Annotated in this window: 19 protein-coding genes; 11 read left to right on the forward strand and 8 right to left on the reverse strand. The window is 34.0% G+C overall.

What is annotated here, in order from left to right; genetic code table 11:
* Positions 1 to 97 precede the first annotated feature (97 nt).
* The 4 genes from Q0X14_RS08005 to Q0X14_RS08020 form a co-directional block, all read right to left on the reverse strand.
* Positions 98 to 3310, reverse strand: coding sequence for a T9SS type A sorting domain-containing protein (locus Q0X14_RS08005; protein ID WP_297836778.1), 3213 nt, complete (start codon positions 3308 to 3310; stop codon positions 98 to 100).
* A gap of 24 nt (positions 3311 to 3334) precedes the next feature.
* On the reverse strand, positions 3335 to 4234 hold the full coding sequence (locus Q0X14_RS08010; protein WP_297836780.1) for a hypothetical protein: 900 nt from the start codon (positions 4232 to 4234) through the stop codon (positions 3335 to 3337).
* Positions 4235 to 4422: 188 nt separating this feature from the next.
* Positions 4423 to 4998, reverse strand: a complete 576-nt coding sequence (locus Q0X14_RS08015; RefSeq protein WP_297836782.1) for a hypothetical protein — start codon at positions 4996 to 4998, stop codon at positions 4423 to 4425.
* 34 nt (positions 4999 to 5032) lie between these two features.
* Positions 5033 to 6388, reverse strand: coding sequence for a glucosyl transferase (locus Q0X14_RS08020; protein WP_297836785.1), 1356 nt, complete (start codon positions 6386 to 6388; stop codon positions 5033 to 5035).
* Between the two features lie 524 nt (positions 6389 to 6912).
* Between Q0X14_RS08020 and Q0X14_RS08025 the strand changes: the two genes are divergently transcribed.
* The 8 genes from Q0X14_RS08025 to Q0X14_RS08060 all read left to right on the forward strand — a co-directional run bounded on the left by Q0X14_RS08025 (position 6913) and on the right by Q0X14_RS08060 (position 15090).
* A complete protein-coding gene (locus Q0X14_RS08025) occupies positions 6913 to 7254 on the forward strand; it encodes a hypothetical protein (RefSeq protein WP_297836788.1) in 342 nt (113 codons plus the stop codon).
* The gene (locus tag Q0X14_RS08030; RefSeq protein WP_297836790.1) at positions 7251 to 7778 is read left to right on the forward strand and encodes a type 1 glutamine amidotransferase domain-containing protein; all 528 of its coding nucleotides are present in this window, start codon (positions 7251 to 7253) and stop codon (positions 7776 to 7778) included. Before Q0X14_RS08025 ends, Q0X14_RS08030 begins: the two co-directional genes overlap by 4 nt.
* Positions 7779 to 7887: 109 nt before the next feature.
* Positions 7888 to 11010, forward strand: coding sequence for a hypothetical protein (locus Q0X14_RS08035; protein ID WP_297836793.1), 3123 nt, complete (start codon positions 7888 to 7890; stop codon positions 11008 to 11010).
* Positions 11011 to 11045: 35 nt separating this feature from the next.
* Positions 11046 to 11510, forward strand: a complete 465-nt coding sequence (locus Q0X14_RS08040) for an alpha-amylase family glycosyl hydrolase (RefSeq protein WP_297836796.1) — start codon at positions 11046 to 11048, stop codon at positions 11508 to 11510.
* 52 nt (positions 11511 to 11562) lie between these two features.
* Entirely contained in the window at positions 11563 to 12372 is an 810-nt protein-coding gene (locus tag Q0X14_RS08045; protein WP_297836799.1) for an alpha-amylase family glycosyl hydrolase, read from the forward strand.
* A gap of 17 nt (positions 12373 to 12389) precedes the next feature.
* On the forward strand, positions 12390 to 13097 hold the full coding sequence (locus Q0X14_RS08050; RefSeq protein WP_297836801.1) for a hypothetical protein: 708 nt from the start codon (positions 12390 to 12392) through the stop codon (positions 13095 to 13097).
* Positions 13098 to 13100: 3 nt separating this feature from the next.
* Positions 13101 to 14291 (forward strand): class I SAM-dependent methyltransferase, encoded by a 1191-nt coding sequence (locus tag Q0X14_RS08055; RefSeq protein ID WP_366522803.1) that lies wholly within the window; start codon positions 13101 to 13103, stop codon positions 14289 to 14291.
* A gap of 265 nt (positions 14292 to 14556) precedes the next feature.
* Complete coding sequence (locus tag Q0X14_RS08060) at positions 14557 to 15090, forward strand: outer membrane beta-barrel protein (RefSeq protein ID WP_297836807.1); 534 nt, start codon at positions 14557 to 14559, stop codon at positions 15088 to 15090.
* A gap of 63 nt (positions 15091 to 15153) precedes the next feature.
* On the opposite strand, the gene Q0X14_RS08065 is transcribed toward Q0X14_RS08060, so the two are convergent.
* Positions 15154 to 15357, reverse strand: a complete 204-nt coding sequence (locus Q0X14_RS08065) for a CDGSH iron-sulfur domain-containing protein (RefSeq protein ID WP_297836810.1) — start codon at positions 15355 to 15357, stop codon at positions 15154 to 15156.
* Between the two features lie 91 nt (positions 15358 to 15448).
* On the opposite strand from Q0X14_RS08065, the gene Q0X14_RS08070 reads away from it, so the two are divergent.
* Both Q0X14_RS08070 and Q0X14_RS08075 read left to right on the forward strand, forming a co-directional pair.
* Positions 15449 to 16144 carry a rhomboid family intramembrane serine protease gene (locus Q0X14_RS08070; RefSeq protein ID WP_297836813.1) on the forward strand — a complete coding sequence of 232 codons (696 nt, stop codon included), beginning with the start codon at positions 15449 to 15451 and terminating at the stop codon, positions 16142 to 16144.
* A 14-nt stretch (positions 16145 to 16158) separates the two neighbouring features.
* Entirely contained in the window at positions 16159 to 16983 is an 825-nt protein-coding gene (locus Q0X14_RS08075) for an ATP-dependent Clp protease proteolytic subunit (protein WP_297836816.1), read from the forward strand.
* 28 nt (positions 16984 to 17011) lie between these two features.
* On the opposite strand, the gene arsM is transcribed toward Q0X14_RS08075, so the two are convergent.
* The 3 genes from arsM to Q0X14_RS08090 form a co-directional block, all read right to left on the reverse strand.
* Positions 17012 to 17824, reverse strand: coding sequence for an arsenite methyltransferase (gene arsM, locus Q0X14_RS08080; protein WP_297836819.1), 813 nt, complete (start codon positions 17822 to 17824; stop codon positions 17012 to 17014).
* A gap of 25 nt (positions 17825 to 17849) precedes the next feature.
* Positions 17850 to 18167, reverse strand: coding sequence for a metalloregulator ArsR/SmtB family transcription factor (locus Q0X14_RS08085; RefSeq protein ID WP_297836822.1), 318 nt, complete (start codon positions 18165 to 18167; stop codon positions 17850 to 17852).
* 94 nt (positions 18168 to 18261) lie between these two features.
* Positions 18262 to 19944 carry a hypothetical protein gene (locus Q0X14_RS08090; protein ID WP_297836824.1) on the reverse strand — a complete coding sequence of 561 codons (1683 nt, stop codon included), beginning with the start codon at positions 19942 to 19944 and terminating at the stop codon, positions 18262 to 18264.
* 111 nt (positions 19945 to 20055) lie between these two features.
* Between Q0X14_RS08090 and Q0X14_RS08095 the strand changes: the two genes are divergently transcribed.
* On the forward strand, positions 20056 to 20895 hold the full coding sequence (locus Q0X14_RS08095) for a phosphatase PAP2 family protein (protein ID WP_297836827.1): 840 nt from the start codon (positions 20056 to 20058) through the stop codon (positions 20893 to 20895).
* Position 20896 lies beyond the last annotated feature (1 nt).

Here is a 20896-nt window from a genome sequence, read left to right on the forward strand (position 1 = left end):
AACAGGAGTTCGTTCCCTACAAATAATATCTAAAAGTCCCTTCTCCCTGGGATGGCATAGCCATTCCTAACGGAAGAAGGGATTTAGGGTGAGGCATTTATTTAACCACCATCATCTTTTTACTTGAATTAAATGAGCCCGCAGTTAACTTGTAAATATAAACCCCACTTGCAAGACTGCTTGCATCAAACTCAACTTTATATCTTCCGGCTTCTCGGTATTCATTTACTAAAGTAACTACTTCGTTGCCAAGTATGTCGTACACTTTTAGTGTTTGATGACTGGCGACCGGAGACTGCCAACTGATTACTGTCGTAGGATTAAACGGATTTGGATAATTCTGATTCAATGCGAATTCTTTCGGAATTGTTTCTCCCTGATAATTCAATTCTTTTTTCTTTCCTTTTGCCAATGCACTTCCATTATCAATCCTGTCAACCATCGAAACTTCCGGTGTTATGGTTTCTTCTATTCTTAGTCTCAGCTTTACTGTCCTTTGACCGATTCCCTGTGTGTTGACCTGATACAATATATTCTCAAAGTCGGTAAGATTGTTCTGATCATAAACCACATCGTCAAATACTCCGAGTACTTGTCCTGTATTATTATCAACCAACTCTACCTTAAATCTTACCTGTTCTCCCTGAGAAAACATTCCCGATATTGTACTGCTGTCCACTATACCATATTGAACAGTGTACTCTAAGCCGCTGTTATCGGTTACTTCAAACGGCTCTGTTTCAAGATACTGATTAAGAAGGTTTACATTTGATATATCTACCTCAGGTGAACATTCGATAAATCCTACTTTCTGATCATCTATTGTTATATCGCCCAATGCAAAATATATCTCTCCACCGTTTTTTCTCAACACTCCCGTTCTTCCGTTTGATACAACCAATCCATTTGATTTCTGAATTGAATAATAGTGATTCAGATTATAAGACATTGTGAAAAAGTACGGCTGACTTGTTGCCTTGAATATATTGGCATACATATTTGTCTTTCCGTTGCCGTTGCTTATTTGTACATCCTTTCCAGCTATGTTTATAATCTCATAGACACTGTTCAGCCTGTTATCAGCAAATTTTACAGTTGAGTTGTTCTGACTCCAGGCAAATGCATAGTAAGTATTATCATTTGATTTATTGATATTCGGTTTTGATACATTATTTCCAAATGACCAGAAGCGGCTGTTTGCCGGGTCTTTAAAAACAACTGAACCAACGGGCGGATCTTCATCGTTGTACCCCAACCAGCAAACTCTTGCACCCGTACCCAATGCTATTATAGACGGTGAAGTGTGAAACATATAACTGCTACCGTTTGATATAGTTGAATAATTAGTCTGTGAGATGTTTCCATTACCGTCTTCAACAAGTTTACAATATTTGATTGTGTTTTGTTGCTCCCAAGCTATGTGAAAGTTTACTGGAAAATTTTGATATGTATAATCAGTAGCTAAGGAGGGATTGCTAGAATTTATATCAGAATTGTCAATCTTACAGTATTGACTAAAAGATATCCCATTTAGTGAAGCATATCCTTTTGCATACCTCAAAGCAACCTCGCCAAAAGGAGAACAATTAGAATCAAAACCTTTCCATACAACTAATGTCCTTCCATTGTAACCCTTCGCAATCAAAGGAGTTGCATCGATAGAATAGGATAGATTTGTTTCCTCTGCAATTGTACTTAATAATTGTGTGTTGTAATTATTGTTACCGAATACTGCCAGTTGTATCTTAAAATTGTTACCAAATTTCTCTTGCCAGACAATATAAATTTCATTTCCATAAAATGTGATTGATGGATTTTTTGAATCATTGTTGCTTAGAGGTTGCCCATTATTGACTATTATCCAAGTTGAACCATTATCCGTACTTCTCTCATACCATACTTTGTTTAATGATTCATAAACTGCGTGTAATACCCCATCTGGCGTTTTGATAAACTTACGCTGGTTGCTCTTTAAGTAAGCATTTGAGTTGTTGCTAAGCTGCGTGCCTTTAAGGTTTGCCTGTACTGTTGCTCCATCCTGCTTGAATACCACCGGTGTTTGAAGTGAATCGGCGTATTTAAACTCTGCACTGCCCTGTGGACTTGCACTCCAGTTCTGAAAATAAAACCGGTGTGTCCTGCCCGTTTGCTGAAATTGTATATCCTGAACCGCATCTGCTTTTACGGAGTAGTAGGGTTGTCCTGGCACACGATAATCTTGATTTAAGAAGACGCCTTTGTAAACATCGCCGTCGTAGCTTGTTGTGTAATCGGGATAGAATGGTGATGGTCTTTGTTTGAATGGTGCATCCATTCCACGGTTACGCAAGGTATTTCCGTATAGCGGATCAGGATAATCTATAAGCCACGGGTCTTTGAAGTGAATATTACCACCATCGGCTGAAGAACTTTCCAGAAAGTTCTTAATTTTTATGCCTGAATGGGTTTGCCTGAAATTACTATTTAACCTAGACAAAGAACCATCCAGATAGAACTTTTTATGGTTTTCTACTTCCCCAAGATTATTCCAGTTGTTGTATTTTTGAAACGGCGATAACTGAAAGTTTTGGTCTCCTTTGAATGTTTGCCATGAATTAACCGGTAGATTTGAGAAGATAGCAGGGACAGTGTAATTAACAAAATTGTTATTTTCCCAATGACCAATTAAACTATTTGAGATTCTACTTCCATTTTGATCTTTTTGGTCAACAATTAAAAAGTTACTTGGAGTTTGTAAACCTAAAATTACATTATCGTTAGTAATGCTAATGGTTGGATAGTTAGTGGTAAAATAATTCAATGGAATTGTTGGTAAAGTAAATAAAAAGGATGCCAGCTCAAATGGAGGTAATTTAACCGTAAATTGATTGGCATTAATAATATTAAGAACAAATCCAGGGACACCAGAAACATCAATTACTGCATCGGCTGAACCGATTAGCGTAAGTTGCCCTTGCGAACCCTCAACCTTCATTTTACCTTCAATTATAATATTTCCTTCTCCATTTATTTCAAAACTTAAGACATCAACGTTTAAATTCGCTCTTGCGATTATACCGCACTGTATTTTAAACCTATCTGGTGGAATTAATGTAACAACAAGGGGATGTGAATCTCCGTATATCAATTTTATATTATACATATCAACTCCATAACCAGGAGTATAACTGCTAAAACTAGCTGCTCTTGCATCAAGCAAGGTTTTAAGTGTATTCTCAATTGAGAGTTTCGGGACAATCAATTGAACATCCTGAGCTTTCAGATAAAGACTAAAAGTCAGTAATAAGATTGTTAATAATATCTTCTTCATTTTATTAATCTCCTTTAATATAAATTAATCAAATGACACCATCATATTTTTGGGGCCTTCCCACTGATTGTTAATCGGCATATATTCAGCGGTATAAACTCTTAAAAAAGTACCTCTAATATCAGATTGAAATACAACTATTAGTCTCCTTCCACTTTGGAAATTAACGTTGTTATTAGAATTATAAACGTTAAAGACCGCTTCACCATCCTTCTGTATTGGCATGGTTCCATTAAACTCATAATATATATCGCCCAAAACACTTAATAATATTAATCTTTTAATGTCAACTCGAACATTCGAAGTAATTTTAGCATAACTCCTATTGTAAGTATAAGCTTTATAATCGGGTGAAATTCCTGTGACAACAAAACTTATAGCTATATGAAGTTTGGAAGGTTGAGATTGGACTGAAAAAATAATATTGGACACTTCAACATCAATAAAATCAGGCACATAAGACTCTGCATAATCTAAAATCTTAGCAGGATACATAGTTAATTGAAGAGAATTATAATGTTCTATTATTTTATCTCTAACCCATTGTGGTATTTGAGGAAAGTTAGTGTTAATATAAGTGGGAAAATTTTCTAAAAAGGCAGTAATATCATCAGTTGAGAGTTCATAGTTAACATAGATTGACGGTTGTATTTCAATTTCAAAATACCCCGTAACTGTTGTATTGATCTTAAGTATCGCAACCATTTTCATATAATTTTGATTAAACTCTACTGTTGGTTGCTCCAGTTCAAAATAGTATGAATTTCCTCCAACATTACCAGAATATATCAACGGAAAATTTCCTTCAGTTGCGATAATATTGTTCGCAGCATTTTGATATAAGTCGAAATTCATACTAACTGTTCTTTGGGCTAATAGGGAGGAACAGCACAAAATTACTATTAGCAACATAATTTTTTTCATTATACACCTCTGACTTTAATTGTTATAAAAATATTGATATAATTGACTTGCAAATAAAAAAGTCCTTTACCCTACACAGGTAATAAGACTAGCCATTTTTGTTTGCATTAGGCGGCAGTGGCGCAATCACTGCCGCTACTTTTTAATAGGGAGAATCCCTGAACCTCACCATTTTAATACTCCATTATTTATTGCAATTCAAGTATCTTACAAAGGAAGATACCGAGTTGATAATTCAAAAATGTTCGATTATCTGCATAAAGTGTGTAACCAATTATATTGATACCCAAATTTTCTGTAATTAATAAACTAAATTCCATCTCCCCAAGGAATGAAATAGATGATGAGTATATTTCTTCATATTCAGCTGTAACAAGCTTATATCCAATAAAGTCTCCTCTTTTAGCTGCCCGGCTGTAGCCCGCACCTCCCCCGACTAAAAGTATAATTCTCTCAGATATTAATGGAACATACTCTACTGTAAGATTTATATCCCAGATATTTTCTAAAGGTACTTTACCAGGGAATGCATCCAATTCGGTGTTTATATTTGCCCTTAGTCCAATTAGAATGCTTTTCTCAAGAGGGAAGAAAAGTCCCGCACCAAAATTTAGATATTTACTGGTTCTCCCAACACCGACTGTAAAGTAGCTGCTTAACAACCTTTCTGTTATTGTATTATTTGAATCATAAGCTAAATTAGTTTGTGAATACACTTCACAAGTGATTGCTAATATTATTATAAGAATTGATTTACCATTCATAATAATCTCCACTATTGTATTTTCTTGAGAAAAACTATAAACCGGTTTTTCCTATTACAATAATTCCTGAATTAAACTTTTGGCCAACCACAGCCGTTACATTTTCCTTTACATCAATATTAAAAAAATCAGCATTGAAGAATCCCAGCATATTTTGAAAGCTTTGCCAAGTAAAACCATTGTAATGCAAGAGTTCACCAAATGACCCACAAATTAAAACATTATTTAACGCTGAACCTCTAATTGCATAAGTATAATAAGGCGTCAAATTAATTAATGAAGCGTCCCAAAAACTTCCGTAATTAACATTGTTTGTGGTATAAATCCCGTTTCCTACAACATAATACTTTCTTCCGGTCTTAAACCAGATTCCATGAATGCTTCCTTGATTGATATTCAATGTTGAAAGCTTTTCAACTGATTTATCTACGATTCGGTAAATATTCCTTTCAGGTCCAACAAATTGTTGTGCAGCAATAAATATTATTTCATAATCTGATTCGGCACTATTGTAATCTCCCCATATATCATTTATATTTAGCGTAGTCCCACTTTCTATCTTCCTCCACCTCACTCCATCCCAGTGGGCTATGTTGCCATTGTTGCCTACCGCATATAAATCCTCACTACTGCTGCCCCAGAGTTTGTTGATGGCACCAGTAAGCAAAGGATTTATGCTACATTCAGCAATCCATCTATTTCCGTCAAACCACCACATTCCTCCACCTGATGTAACAACAATTTTATTTGATGCAAAAGCATAAATTGATCTCAAAGGAGCATAATCAATTGAACTGCAATTGCTATACGTATATATCCTCTTCAACTCCCACTTAGTTCCATCCCAATGGACTGCATTATATGCGTTTGGGTCAGGTCTGCCGAGTGAGTCAAGCATATATATCTCTCCCACTGCCCAGATGTTGTTCTCATCTATTATCGCTACATCGTAAAGTGTGCTGCTGCTGTGCTGCCCAAACTCCCAGCTCTGCCAGGTAAAGTTGTGGCTTGTGGTGTCCATCGTAGTTACCGTAAGCTCATTGCTTGAATGCCTGCCTTCGGCAGGTAAACCTGAATGATTGAATGGTTGAATGGATGCCTGGAATTTGTATGTTTGGTTTGGTAGTAGTGAGTCAACATATAATACCGTGTCTGCAACCAACAGATTGATTGTCTGTGCTTTTGTTCCATCTCTTAACAGATTTACTGTTGCAGGAAGTTGTAAATTGGTGGTTGTAAGTTTTATCCAAGCTTCTGTGCAGCTTACATCTTCAAGTTCAAGTTTAAGCTCTGCCTCAAGCTTTGGTTCTGTGGTTTGCTTGCAGGAAGTTGCAAACAATAGTAGTTGTATAATCAGTATTAACAATGGCATATAGGTTTTTGATTTCATCTTACAATCCTGACTGATATTTATTTGGTTCTAAATTAAGCTTTTCAATTAAACAAAACCAGATGTGTAAAAAGGGACTGAAATGTAATAAGCTAAGTTGTCAATCGTTAATTGATGGGGGGGGGGGTAATTGTTTTCGAGACTAAAATGTTATTTTGCTGCAGATGACTACTGAAGCTAAAAGACACAAAACAGAATTTTATGCTGTGCTTTAATATTACGACAAAATTGGTAGTTAATCGCATAGACTGCTCCACTTAACTCTAAATATTTCAAATTTTATTCCTTCAGATTTTCTTCGATTAGAAAAAATTTTTGAAGTCAGTGATTATTAACATCAAAATGTAAGTAAAGATTACAAGTAAAAATTAAAGAGGTGCAAAAATATTTTACGACAAAAATGGTGAGAACTATGACCGGTGAAAGAGATCCATTGATATGAAATAGCAGAATAATATTTCATGTATTCAACTTAAATTTTATTTATTTTCCAGAGAGTATTTAAATGAAACTAGAACAAGACAATGAAAAACTTAATAAACAGTAACGATATTAAATCATTACAAAAATTTATTTCGAAAGATTTTGTTAAAGATGATGATACTTCGCTAATCCCAAACAACGATTTTGAAAAGCTTGAGGAATTCAAAAAGTATCTGATTGAAAAACTAACTGATATGATTGATAATAACTTTAATTTACTGGTTAATACTCTTTACAGAATTGATATCAGCGAACAAAAACTTGCTGAATTATTTGGTGGCAAAAACAGAGAAAACATACCGGAAAAACTTGCTGATATGATTATTGAAAGACAGCTTCAGAAAATTCAGTTTCGTAAACAATACCGTGAGGGGAAATTATGAAAGGTAAACTATCAGGTAAAAATATTTTAATGTTTGTTGATGATCTTTACGAAGATCTTGAACTCTGGTATCCAAAGCTTCGAATGATTGAGGAAGGTGCCAATGTTGTTGTTGCGGGTAAAGAAAAAGGTAAAGTTTATTCAGGCAAACACACTTATCCCTGCAGAGCTTATGCCTCTTTCGATGAATTAAACGATAAAGACTTTGATGCTTTGATTATTCCGGGCGGATTTGCTCCTGATAAATTAAGAAGAGAAGAAAATGTTCTAAAACTTACAAGAAACATTTTTAACTCCGGTAAACTTGTTGCTCATATTTGTCACGCCGGCTGGATTCCGATTTCTGCAGGTATTATGAAAGGATTCAAATGTACTTCAACACCGGGAATTAAAGACGATTTAACAAACGCTGGCGCTATTTGGATTGATGAACCTGTTGTTGTTGACAGAAATATGATTTCGAGCCGCAGACCGGGTGATTTGCCTGACTTCTGTAAAGCAATTATTGATTATCTTTCTAAGTAATATTTACATATTGTAAAATTTTCTCTAATTGAATATTTATCGCTCATTAGCTAACTTCAGAGCAAATATTTAAGAAGTTTTTAAACTAATCACTCCGGAGTAAACCAATATGGGTTTATTTGAGTCAAAGCGGATTAAAGAGCTCGAACTTGAACGCGACAAATTAAAAGAACAACTAAACAATCTTTACGAACGCGAAGAAAATATTCGCCATCTCAATGAAGTTCTTAAAAAAATGCGACTTGAAGTTGCAGAATTAAATGAAAAGAAACTCGCAATCTCTACTGAGCTTGAACAACTTCGTGATGAGAAAAGAAAAAAGACTTCGGAGCTTGAAAACCTCGATAAAGAAATTGCTCATCTTCGCGAAATGAAATTCGAGGAGCAATCAACTCTGCTATCTTACACAAAGCAAATTCAGGAACTTGATGAATATATCCGTAATGCTCAGGATAATCCGGACTTTCGTTCAGCGTTAAATGAAGAATTAACCATTGACCGCAATGAACTTATTGCAATCAGAAAAGAATATGATTCGCTAAAAGAGGAAATTAAAGAAGCTCAAAGCCGACTCGATGAATTGCGTTATAAAGAAGACAAGTTAAAACAAAGCACCGAAGATTATGAAATCATATTAAGTCAAATCAGAAAAGCCGAGCAAAGAATTTCTGAATTATCAGAGAAAGAAAAAGAGCTTCAGGATTCAATTTCGGATTATGAAACCAAACTTAGAAAGTATGAAAACCTTCAGGAAGAAATTTCAAATTCTGAAGAAAAACTTAATGAGCTTCATCAGCGCGAAAGACAGATACTTGATATCATTGCTGACTATGAAAATCAGTTAAACAATTACGAACAATTAAAACAAAATATCAAAGCTGCTGAAAATCGTATTGAGGATTTGAAAGAGTTGGAAAAACAATATCTGACAGATTCAGATGCTTATAAAAATCTTCAGGATAATTATATAAGATTGAAAAATGAAATCAGAGCCGCTGAACAGAAATTAACAGACCTTATTGAAGAGCAAAAGGCATTGGTGCTTGATACAAGCGAACTTCAGAATCTTAAATTTGAGTATGACCAGGTAAGACTTAAAATTGAAATTACAGCAAACAAGCTTAAAGAACTTGAGAATGAAGAAGCAGAAATTCAATCCAGAATATTTCAAAGAAAACAGGAACTTGAAGAACTTGAAGAAAAACATATTCAGCTCTCAAATCAGGAAGTTAAATCGATTGAAAGAAAAATTGCTGAACTCAGCGATGCACAACTTCAGATAATAAATGATATTCATCAGAAAGAAATTGAAGTTACCGAGATAAACAGAAGATTGCTCGAATTAAAAGAAGAAGAGCAGAAAACACAGCAGAATATTTCCTCACTTAAAGAGGAACTGCTTGATAAAGAAAACGAAGCTAAAACTATTGAGCAACGAATCCAATATCTCCACGAACTTGAAGATAAAACTCAGGAAAAACTTTCGGTTCTTCAACACGAATTATCTAACAAAGAAAACGAAGCATTAACTCTTGAGCAAAGATTAAACTATCTGAAAGAAGAAGAAAAAAGAATTCATACAGATTTATCTGAACTTCTGAATAATGCTAAGTCAAAAGAAGAAGAAGTTAATCTTGCTAATACAAGACTGATGCAACTTCGTGAAGAAGAAGAAAAGATTAACAATGTACTGACCGACCTTGCAAATCGTGCTACAAGAAAAGCAGAAGAAATTTCAGGCATCACAAATCATCTCGAACAACTTAAAGCTGAAGAAGAATCTGCTAATGTTCGACTAACGGAAATTCTTAATCAGGTTAAACAGAAAGAAGATGAAATAGAACTTATTACAAGTCGTGTGATGAAATTGAAGCAGGAAGAAGATTCTTCAACTCAGACGATAAATGCACTTAGAAATGAAATTGAACAGAAAAATATCGAAGCAGAACAGCTTAGAACTTTACTTTCAGAACTAAGACAAGCAGAGCAAAGTACCAGAGCAAAAGTTGATGAACTTGTTAATCTGATTACGGAAAAAACCAATGAGCTTAACAGCATTGACCAGTCGCTTAATTCAAGAAAGAGCGAGATTGAATCAATCGAGCAGATTATTGCTGAAAAAACCAAAGAGATGAATGAAACAAATCTTCAGCATCAAAAGATTTTTGAAAAGATTGAACAGAAACAGAAAGAACTTTTTGCAATTGAGGAATCTCTTGCGATTAAATCAAAGCGCCTTGCAAAATTAAATAGTGAAGTAACTGAACTTGAAGCAAGAGTTAATGCTTTGCAGGAAGATGCTAAACGATATGAAGAAATGAAAAATGAATTTCATAAAAAGTTATTACTTGAGCAGGAAGAATTTGATCGTATTCAACTTGAAAAAGAAAGAGCAAAAGAACTTATACCACTTCTTGAACGAAGAAGAGACGAAATTGAAAGAGGCAATTACGAACTTGAAAATCGTTTTGCAAAAATGTTTCAGAAGTATAATGCTGAATTGAATGATATTACAACAAAGCGAACTGTGCTTGAACAGATTGTTTCTCAGAAAGAAAAAGAAATTGAAGAGAAGGATAAGCAAATCCTTGAGAAGGTTGCTGCACTTGAAGAGAGTGAACGAATTCTGAATATGCGTCAGACTGAAATTGATTCATTCGAACAACTTCTCAAAACAATTGAGGAGAAAAAAGACCTACTTCAGAATGAGTTATTGAAACTTGATCAGGAAGCCGCTGAAAGAAAGAATACGAATAATGATCTTAAGCTTGAAAATGATTTGCTGATAAAAAAGAAAATTTCAATTGAGCAAGGTTTGCAGGAAATACTTAGCTCAATGAATCAGCGTTTAACAGAAGCTAAAGAAAAACGAACACACATTCTACGCGAATTACAGGAAGCAGAAGCAAGACTTGAAGAGATGAATTCAAAAATTTCTGATTCAATGGATGAACTCGTGGAACTTCAAACCTCAATCAGCATGATTAAAGTTGAGCACGAAGAACATCGCGGAAATGTTATGAAACTTGCTTCAATGAAGAAAAAACTTCAGGAAGAAATTGCTAAAAATCAGAAAGTGCTTCAGCGTTACCAGAAAATCAGGGAGAAGCTTAAAATTGAGCAAAGCATTCTGAAGAACAGGCAGGAATCGCTCGCTAAAAAATCAATTAACGGTCAGTCTTCTGAAGATAAACACAGCGAAACAGATAACAAGAAAATTTATAAACTTTAATTTTTTCTTTATTCACTCCATTCTTTGAGGTAGCAATGATAACCTTCCGAAAAGTTTTTATTCTATTTATATCAGTGTGCACTTTTATTTTTCCGCAAACTAAAACTCCCGAATGGGCTTTTAATAAAACAATTTATGAAGTAAATCTTCGTCAGTTTTCTGAAGAAGGAAATTTTGATGGATTCAGGAAACATCTTCCGCGATTGAAAGAACTTGGAGTTGGAATACTTTGGTTTATGCCAATTCATCCAATCGGTGAATTAAACAGAAAAGGTAGTTTAGGAAGTTATTACTCAGTAAAGGATTATCTCGATGTTAATCCTGAATTCGGAACAATAGATGACTTTAAAGAACTTGTTAAAGAAATTCATTCACTTGGAATGTATGTTATTATTGATTGGGTTGCCAATCATACTGCCTGGGATCATCAATGGACCAAAACTCATCCGGATTTTTATAATAGAGACGATAAAGGAAATTTTATTCCCCCTGTGAGATGATTGGAGTGATGTTATTGATTTGAATTATGACAATAAAGCACTCTGGAGTGAAATGATTAACGCATTGAAATTCTGGGTTACCGAATGTGACATTGATGGTTATCGTTGTGATGTTGCAGGAATGGTACCAATCGAATTCTGGATTGAAGCAAGAGAACAGCTCGACAAAATAAAACCAGTTTTTATGCTTGCTGAATGGGACACTCCGGAAATGCATTTTGCTTTTGATATGACTTACGATTGGAATATGCACAAAACCATGAACGAAGTTGCTAAGGGAAAGAAAAGTGCTGATGAAATAATTAATCATATTCAAAAAGATCGGGAAAACTATCCATCTTATGCTTTCCGGATGCAGTTCACAGATAACCATGATGAAAATTCCTGGAACGGAACTGTGTTTGAAAGACTTAATGATGCAGCAGAATGTTTTGCAGTTCTTACTTTTCTGATTCCTGATATGCCATTGATTTACAGTGGTCAGGAAGCTGGCTTAAATAAAAGATTATCCTTCTTTGAAAAAGATCCTATTGATTGGAAAGAACATAAATTTTTTGCATTGTACAAATCTTTGATTGAACTGATAAAATCAAATGAACTTTTACATTGTGGAATTAAGGGAGGAAAAATTGAATTCATCCCAAATAATAACCAGAAAAACATTCTAGCGCTCGCTCGTGTAAAGGAAGATAAAATTTTATTCGCAGTTTTTAATCTTTCGGAAACTCCTTCTGAAGTTTTCCTAAACGATAATCGACTTTCGGGAACCTTCACAAATTTCTTTACAAAAGAAAAGGTTAATTTAGAACAATCGTTTAAGACTAAGCTTGATGCCTGGAGTTGGCAAGTATTTATCAAATAATAATCATAAGGACAACTATGAAAAAATATTTATTCGCCGCAATTATGCTATCAATTATACCGTTAAATTTTTCGCTTGCTCAATCAGCAGGACTAAATCTTACTCTGGCAATTCCATCAGGAGAATTCAAAGAGAAGGTTGACAATCTAGGTTTCGGATTAAGTGGTAATATTAATTTCATTTCGCCAAAACCTAAATCCCCTTTCGGTGTTGGATTGAATTTAGGTTACATTGTCTACGGTTCGGAATCAAGAAGAGAACCTTTAAGCACCACTATTCCTGATGTTTTTGTAAACATAGATCGTACGAACAGTTTACTTAATTTCCATTTGCTTTTCACTGTCGGACTTCCAACAGGAAGAATAAGACCTTATATAGAGGGACTTTTCGGTGGCTCATACATTTACACAACAACTTCTGTAAAGAGTCAGGGAACTGGTGAAGAGTTTGCGTCGAGCACAAATTTTGATGATTGGGCTTGGAGCTACGGCGCTGGTGGTGGATTTGCAATTCTGTTATCAGGCGATCCAAATACTGATCAGAATACAATTTATCTGGATTTAAAAGGCAGATATCTTTTTGGCTCGGAAGCAGAGTACTTAAAACAAGGTTCAGTAAAAATTCAAAACGGACAGGTTTCTTATGATGTAAGCAGATCTAAAACTGATTTAATCACAGTTCACGCTGGTGTTATATTTTATTTCAGCTGGTCTCCTCAAGAATAAAGAATTATGGGATCTGTTACTCTTAAGAAAGGTAAAGAAAAAATTATTCAGTCAAAGCACCCGTGGATTTTCTCGGGTGCTATTGATAAAATTGATGATGTAAAAGAAAATGGTGAAACTGTATTAGTAAAATCTACTTCAGGTGATCCATTAGCAATTGGAGCTATCTCACTTCACTCTCAGATTTCTGTAAGAATCTGGTCATTCAACTGTGATGATAAAATTGATAAACATTTTTTTGAAAGAAGAATTTTATCAGCACTTGAATTAAGAAAAAAAATTGTTGACCGCAATTCCACAAATGTCTATCGTCTTATAAATTCAGAAAATGATTTGCTGCCAGGTTTAATTGTTGATTTATACGGCGATTTTGTTGTTTGTCAGTTTCTTTCTGCCGGTACAGTTTACTGGAAAAAAGAAATCACAGATTTATTAGCTGATTTATTAAAACCCAAAGGAATCTATGAAAGATCTGATAGCGAGACGCTGAACAAAGAAAAAATTGAAAAAAGTAGCGGTGTTTTATTTGGTGATTCTCCTGAAGCACTAATCGAAGTTGTTGAAAATAATATTAAGTTTTTAGTGGATATTAAATCAGGACACAAAACCGGATTTTATATTGATCAGCGGGATAACAGAAACTTGGTAAAAGAATTTGTATCAGATAAATCTGTATTAAATTGTTTCTGTTACACGGGAGGATTCTCTCTATACGCTAAAAGCGCTGAAGCTAAACAAATCACTAACATAGATTCATCTTCAGATGCATTAAAAATTCTGACTAAAAATTTTCAACTAAACAATTTTTCTACTGACAATATTGAAAATATCGAAGGTGATGTTTTTAAAGTTCTCCGGAAGTTTCGTGATGAAGATAGAAAATTCGATGTGATAATTTTAGATCCTCCAAAGTTTGCTGAATCTGTTTCTCAGGTTTCAAAAGCAGCAAGAGGTTATAAGGATATAAATCTTCTTGCAATGAAATTACTGAATATTGGGGGTGTTTTATTCACCTTTTCCTGTTCAGGTCATATTACACAGGAGCTGTTCAGTAAAATTGTAAGCGATGCTGCAGTCGACTCAGGTAGAACTGTTAAGATAATTAAACAGCTTACTCAATCTTCAGATCATCCTGTATTATCAAGCTTTCCCGAAGGTTTGTATCTAAAGGGTTTTGTGTGTGAAGTGACCTGAAAATTTTTTATTATAATATTAATTCTGAATCCATCTCTAATTAAATTCATTATAGATGCTCTCTATCACCCCAGTTGTTATCATAGATTAATCATTTACATCACCAAAAATTTTTTTTGACGCAGTGATTTCCACTACAGTTCCCTGCCGATTGTGATTGTATTTACAGCAAAACTTTTTTATCAAAAATATTTTTGAACTGTCGAAACTCACAATTAAGTGAGTAATGTAGTAACAATAATCATAAACAAAACAGGAGTTAGTTATGAAACGATTAACATATTTATTCACAGTTGCTTTTTTAATGGCATCAACATCTTTGTTTGCCCAGGAGAAAGGCAAATTCGGTTTAGGTATCGATGGTGTTGAATCACCAAATCTTTTAGCAAAATATTTTGTATCAGATCAATTCGCTACAGAATTTGTCCTTGGCTTTGATGTTTATTCTCCTGGTGGAGATGCTCCAACCGGACAAACAAAAGTAACAGGCACTGCTTTCAGAATTGGTCTGGATGGTCTTTATCATTTTCAGATTGGAAAAGTTTCTCCTTATGTAGGAGCTGAAGTTCTTTTCCAGAATATGAAAGAAGGTGGTTTCTATGCTCAGGAACCTGATGCAAGAAATGAAGTTTTTGCTAATCTTGTTTTAGGTGCTGAATACTTTATTGATAAGAATTTTAGCTTTGGTGTAAAACACAGAATTGGTGCTGATATCAAATTGTCACGCGACATTCCTAAAGAAGAGACTGATACATTCTTCAAGACTTCTACTCAGTTAACTGCAAGATTCTATTTCTAAGATCTAATCAAATTAAAAAGGGTGTTGGTTAAATCAACACCCTTTTTGTCTTTAAAGCAAATATTATTTTACTTCAATTTCAACAACCTCACCACTGAATTCACATTTTCTATGAGTTCCATCGCAAAATGGTTTTTTTGAAGACTGTCCACATCTGCAAAGAGCAATAGTTTTTTGGGTAAGTACTTCTTCTTTCCCATCTTTTATTATCTTTGCTTCAGTAACCTCAATTAAATAAGGACCATTTTCTGCTGCTTTGATTTTCATATATCATCTCCATTTTTTAGTTTGACTGTGTAACAAAATAAATTTTTGAAAAATTCAATTCAACAAAAAAGATAATAATAATTAGTAATAAATGATTCCTTTAGCCGATAACATTCCTCATCGAAGATTTCCAATTATAAACTGGACGATAATTGTTCTGAATATTTTCATTTTCTTTTTCACACTTTCATTAGGAAAAGATGCACAGGAATTTGTTCAGTTATTCGGAGTAATTCCATACAGATTTTTAAATGATTTTGATTCATTTGAATTGGGAACAATTTTTTCGTCAATGTTTCTTCACGGTGGTTGGGCTCATATATTCAGTAATATGCTTGCACTATATATCTTTGGTGATAATGTTGAGGACAGACTCGGCTCATTCAGATATCTCTTGTTTTATCTTCTTACAGGAGTAGCTGCATCATTAACTCACATTTATCTTAATCAGAATTCACTTATACCGACTATTGGAGCCAGTGGTGCAATCAGTGGTGTAATGGCTGCTTATCTTTTACTTTATCCGACTGCAAAAGTTATTACAGTATTCCCGATTTTGTTTTTCCCTTATATAATTGAGTTGCCTGCAATTGTATATACAGGAGTTTGGTTCATTACTCAATTTTTCAGTGGCGTACTTTCTATTGTTGCAGATGCTCAGGCGTTTGGCGGAGTTGCATATTGGGCACACATTGGTGGTTTTGTAGCTGGAATAGTTTTACTTCCTTTATTACTCATAAAAAAATATAAAAGAAAAAAATATATTGATGAATATTATCCCTGGTAAATAGGAGGTTTCAAATGGATTTCTTGTCATTGTTCTGGATATTCATAATGCTGTCTTCCCTTCAACCATTACTGAGGAAGAAAATGCTTGAATCCGCACGAATAAAACTTTTAGAAAGAATCGAACAGAAAAGAAGCAGCCGTGTAATTGCATTTATTCACAGACAAGAAACAATGAGTTTCCTCGGTTTCCCTTTAATGAGATACATAGACATAAATGATTCAGAAGAAATTTTAAGAGCAATTAAGTTAACTGATAAAAATATTCCGATTGATATCGTTCTTCATACACCAGGTGGTTTAGTTCTGGCATCAGAACAAATTGCAAATGCATTGAAGAAGCATCCGGCAAAGGTAACTGTATTTGTTCCGCATTATGCAATGTCAGGTGGAACTTTGATTGCACTTGCAGCAGATGAAATAGTAATGGATGAGAACGCTGTTCTTGGTCCGCTTGATCCTCAGCTCGGACAAAAACCTGCAGCATCTGTATTAAAAATTCTGGAACAGAAACCAATAGATAAAATCAGTGATGATACTTTAATTCTTGCAGACCTTGCTAAAAAAGCAATTAATCAAATCAAAAGTCTTATTGTAAATCTATTGAAGGACAAAATGGATTTACAGAAAGCCGAAACTCTTGCAGATACTTTGGCATCTGGTAAATGGACGCATGACTATCCAATTACAGTTGAAGAAGCAAAGCAATTAGGGCTAAATGTTAGTACTGATATGCCAGAGGAAGTTTATCAGTTGATGGCTTTATATCCCCAGTCAACACAGGTTAGACCATCAGTGGAGTACATTCCTGTTCCAAAAACTAAAGAGAGTTCTAAGTAGAAATTATACTCCACTGAGTAGAGTCAAATTATTGTTTGAATGCTATTACCGTGATACTAAAAATTCCTTTAAGAGAATTTTTATAATCAAGTATTGCCTTTTCGTCAAGAAATTTTTTGAGCAATTCTTCAGGCAAATCTATTCTTCTTGATTTTTTGATTTCGATATTTTTAAAACCAGTTTCACTAATTATGTTAAGATAATCTTCCTGATTTAAAGCACCAGAAACACAACCTGCATAAAGCTCAGCAGATTTTTTAAATTCTTGCGGAAGTTCGCCTTGCACAACAACATCTGATACACAGAAATGCGCTCCTTGTTTCAATATTCTGTAAATCTCACTAAATGCTTTCCTTTTATCCGGAACAAGGTTTAAAACACAATTACTTATTACAACATCGGCAGTGTTATCATCAAGCGGAATATTTTCAATGTCGCCCAATTTAAATTCTACATTTGAATAACCAAGTTTTGATTTATTCAGATTCGCTTTTTCAATCATAGTTTCAGTCATATCAATACCAAAAACTTTTCCTTCATCACCAACTAATCTTCTTGCTATGAAAACATCATTACCTGCACCACTTCCAAGATCAACCACAATATCACCTTGTTTAATTCCGGCAAACTCTGTAGGAACTCCACAACCAAGTCCTAAATCAGCTTCTGGAACATAACCTTCAATATTCCTGTAATCATCTCCAATCATTGTAAATTCAACATTTACTGAATCGCCACAGCAACCTGAAACAGGTCCGCAGCAACCATTTCCATCTGATGAAGTTGCAATCTCAGAGTATTTGTTTTTAACAATTTCTTTCAATGAATTTGAGTTTTCCATCTGTTCTCCTTTTTATGATTATTAATTAACAACAGCCAATTTTTGAAAACAATTTATCCAAAGCTGATTTTGCTTTAGAAAGAGTTTTATTATTCAGACAGTAACACACTTTTGGTCCGTCAATTTCACCTTCGATTAAACCGACACGTTTCAGTTCCTTAAGATGTTGCGAAACTGTTGCCTGCGCCAATGGCAGTTTATCTACAATCGTTCCGACAATGCAGGAATCAGTTTCATTCAGGATTTTAAGAATTTTAATTCTCGCCGGATGAGATAAAGCTTTTGCAATATCCGAAAGCCAGATTTCTTCGGATGTAAATTCATCTTTTTTTGTGATAGCCATAATTTTCTCTATTGTTTATCGTAAATATACGATAAAATAATTATCCGGCAATAATGGCTTTGATGAATGGTAAAAATTGATTTGGGATGGTTAATCAGACCTGAAATTTATTTAACAATGTCTCTAAGGAATCTTTTACCTCTATTGTAATTACTTTTCTCTTATTATCAAGCAATGCTTGTCTGTCACCAAACGCCTGTGCTTTAATTAAGACTCCAAATGAAATTGAGAATTTATTTTCCGAGGCATTATCAGGGATTGCAACATCTTCTTTAGGATTATCAATAATCTGAATGAACAAACCATTTCCTGAATCGCCTTTGTGCAATTGTCCTGTTGAATGAAGAAATCGAGGACCAAATCCAAGTGTGGTTGCAACTTTATACTTTTTCAGAATATCAGTTCTGAGTTTCTGAAGAGGATTGAAATTTTCCAAAGAGGGATTAACATAAGCTTGAATCGAAACATAATTTTTACCGCTTTCACAACCTGATAAAAATAATTCTAAAGCACCTTCTGGTTTATCAATCTTTTCTTCAGAATATATTATTAAATCATTTGAGGAAAATGATGGTTCAGGAAGATTAAGTTTTCCGCTTTCCTGATAGTCTTTCAAAATTTTTCTTGCGATAACTTTTGCCTGCTCAACATTTGGTTGATCAAAAGGTTGAATGCCCAAATACCAACCTGCGATGGAAGTTGCAAACTCCCAGAGAAAAAATTGTTTAGAAAGATCATAAATATCATCGAGTTCAAATTCAATTACCGGAAAACCTGTTTCAATAAATTTATCAATTTTATACTGATGCTTATTATCTCCTCTTAATTTGATATGAACAAAAACTCTATCTTCACCATAAAATTCCGGGATTAATATTTCTTCCAAATCAACAGGTAAAATTCCTTTATTATTTTTTCCTGTTGATTCCGCAACAAGCTGTTCAATCCAGGCACCAAATGAATTAATTTTTTCTGAAGTAACTAAAGTAAGTTTATCTTTTCCTTGCTCTGCCAGTACTCCAATCAAAGCTCCAAACATGGCAGAATTGTTTCTGTCAATTTCAATTCCTGATTTTTTTGATAACACCACTTCGCTATCAGCTCTGATAAATAATTTTTCAATATCAACACCAACAAGTGCTGCAGGAACAATACCGAATAATGATAATGCTGAGAATCTTCCTCCAATATTCGGATCATTCAAAAATATTTTTCTGAAGTTTAAGTCTTTTGCCATCTGTTCAAGTCCGCTTCCCGGATCCGTAATTGCTGCAAAGTGTCTGTTGACTTTTTCTTTTCCAAGCTTATCCAAAACAAAATTGTAGAAAAATTTCATGAAAGATATTGTTTCAACTGTGCCTCCCGATTTTGTTGAAACGATATATAAAGTTTTTTCCGGATTAAAATTTTTTGTTTTCTCCAAAATAGCTATCGGATGTGTGCTGTCGAGTATAGATAATTTTATATCACCACTATTGCCGAACACAAGACTAAAAACTTCCGGCGCTAATGATGAACCTCCCATACCAAGCAACAAAATATTTTTGATACCTTCTGCCTTGAGTTCGTTCACAAATGAATGAATTTCTTCAAAAGATTTTCTTGTTACCGAAGTACAATCAAGCCAGCCAAGTCTGTTTGAGATTTCAGTAGGATCATTATTCCAAACTGTAAAATCTTTTTTCCAGATTCTCTCAATTATCTTTTCATCAACTAATTTTTGAATTGCATTTTGGTATGCATTCTCAAGACTTCCGGTAATGTTGAAGGTTTTCATTTTATCCTCATTCATTAAAATTATCTACTCAAATATATTCATCTTAATTAAAATGCTTTTGATTAAATTCATAACACAAATTAAATATTTTCAGTAAAAGCAGATTAAGAATTGAAAAAATATCAAACGAAGACAACAATATATTTTTTGTTTGTACTTTGGTTAGTACTTGCATTTCTATTTGAGTCAAGTGATTTATTACTTTCAAATTATTTTTATAATCCCAAAAGCAACTGGTCGAAATTTCTGGAGATGTATGGTGAAATTCCCGGATTGGTAATCAGTTTAATTGGAATTTACATTTACTTTACCTCGAATAAACTATCCTCAAATGCAAAGAAAATTCTTGTTTACTTTTTACTTATGCTGCTATCAACTGTTGGAGTTATATACACCAATTTCTTAGTGATTTCCAATGCATTCGGTGTAAGGTTTAATTCATCGCTTGAAATTATAATCCTGATTGCGGGAAGTTCCTTAGTCAATTTATTCGCTCTCATCTACATAAAGAATAAATTAAAATTTTCTTTCAAGCAGTTTTTATTTTCTAGAATTGTATTACGAATGCTGACATTTGGATTTTTACTAACAACTCTTCCATTAAAATTTTTGTGGGGAAGAATCAGATTCAGAGATTTTAATGGTGATTTTTCAAACTTCACAACCTGGTATCTTCCAAATGGAATTAATGGTAATGATTCATTCCCTTCTGGTCACGCAGCAATGAGTTGGATTTTGATCAGTTTGTTTATTCTGCTTGCAGACAAATCAATTTTCAGAAGAACTGCTATCAAAACAATAATTATCGGATATGCTTTATTAGTTTGTTTTAGCAGAATTGTTATCGGAGCTCATTTTGCATCCGATGTTTTGTTTGGAAGTATGTTTATGATTTCAAGTTATGTTATATCAAAACATTTTTTATACGAAGAGCAATTAAACAGAAAATAGT

The organism is Ignavibacterium sp. (assembly GCF_025998815.1).
In the GTDB taxonomy this organism is placed as follows: Bacteria; Bacteroidota; Ignavibacteria; order Ignavibacteriales; family Ignavibacteriaceae; genus Ignavibacterium.

Bases quoted from the DNA above. Each gene is read 5' to 3' on its own strand.
- Q0X14_RS08065 (WP_297836810.1), bottom strand. From the start codon at position 15,357: ATGAAAATCAAAGCAGCAGAAAATGGTCCTTATTTAATTGAGGTTACT.
- Q0X14_RS08075 (WP_297836816.1), top strand. From the start codon at position 16,159: ATGGATTTCTTGTCATTGTTCTGGATATTCATAATGCTGTCTTCCCTT.
- Q0X14_RS08020 (WP_297836785.1), bottom strand. From the start codon at position 6,388: ATGAAATCAAAAACCTATATGCCATTGTTAATACTGATTATACAACTA.
- Q0X14_RS08035 (WP_297836793.1), top strand. From the start codon at position 7,888: ATGGGTTTATTTGAGTCAAAGCGGATTAAAGAGCTCGAACTTGAACGC.
- Q0X14_RS08040 (WP_297836796.1), top strand. From the start codon at position 11,046: ATGATAACCTTCCGAAAAGTTTTTATTCTATTTATATCAGTGTGCACT.
- Q0X14_RS08015 (WP_297836782.1), bottom strand. From the start codon at position 4,998: ATGAATGGTAAATCAATTCTTATAATAATATTAGCAATCACTTGTGAA.
- arsM (WP_297836819.1), bottom strand. From the start codon at position 17,824: ATGGAAAACTCAAATTCATTGAAAGAAATTGTTAAAAACAAATACTCT.
- Q0X14_RS08025 (WP_297836788.1), top strand. From the start codon at position 6,913: ATGAAAAACTTAATAAACAGTAACGATATTAAATCATTACAAAAATTT.
- Q0X14_RS08090 (WP_297836824.1), bottom strand. From the start codon at position 19,944: ATGAAAACCTTCAACATTACCGGAAGTCTTGAGAATGCATACCAAAAT.
- Q0X14_RS08070 (WP_297836813.1), top strand. From the start codon at position 15,449: ATGATTCCTTTAGCCGATAACATTCCTCATCGAAGATTTCCAATTATA.
- Q0X14_RS08010 (WP_297836780.1), bottom strand. From the start codon at position 4,234: ATGAAAAAAATTATGTTGCTAATAGTAATTTTGTGCTGTTCCTCCCTA.
- Q0X14_RS08030 (WP_297836790.1), top strand. From the start codon at position 7,251: ATGAAAGGTAAACTATCAGGTAAAAATATTTTAATGTTTGTTGATGAT.
- Q0X14_RS08050 (WP_297836801.1), top strand. From the start codon at position 12,390: ATGAAAAAATATTTATTCGCCGCAATTATGCTATCAATTATACCGTTA.
- Q0X14_RS08005 (WP_297836778.1), bottom strand. From the start codon at position 3,310: ATGAAGAAGATATTATTAACAATCTTATTACTGACTTTTAGTCTTTAT.
- Q0X14_RS08085 (WP_297836822.1), bottom strand. From the start codon at position 18,167: ATGGCTATCACAAAAAAAGATGAATTTACATCCGAAGAAATCTGGCTT.
- Q0X14_RS08045 (WP_297836799.1), top strand. From the start codon at position 11,563: ATGATTAACGCATTGAAATTCTGGGTTACCGAATGTGACATTGATGGT.
- Q0X14_RS08060 (WP_297836807.1), top strand. From the start codon at position 14,557: ATGAAACGATTAACATATTTATTCACAGTTGCTTTTTTAATGGCATCA.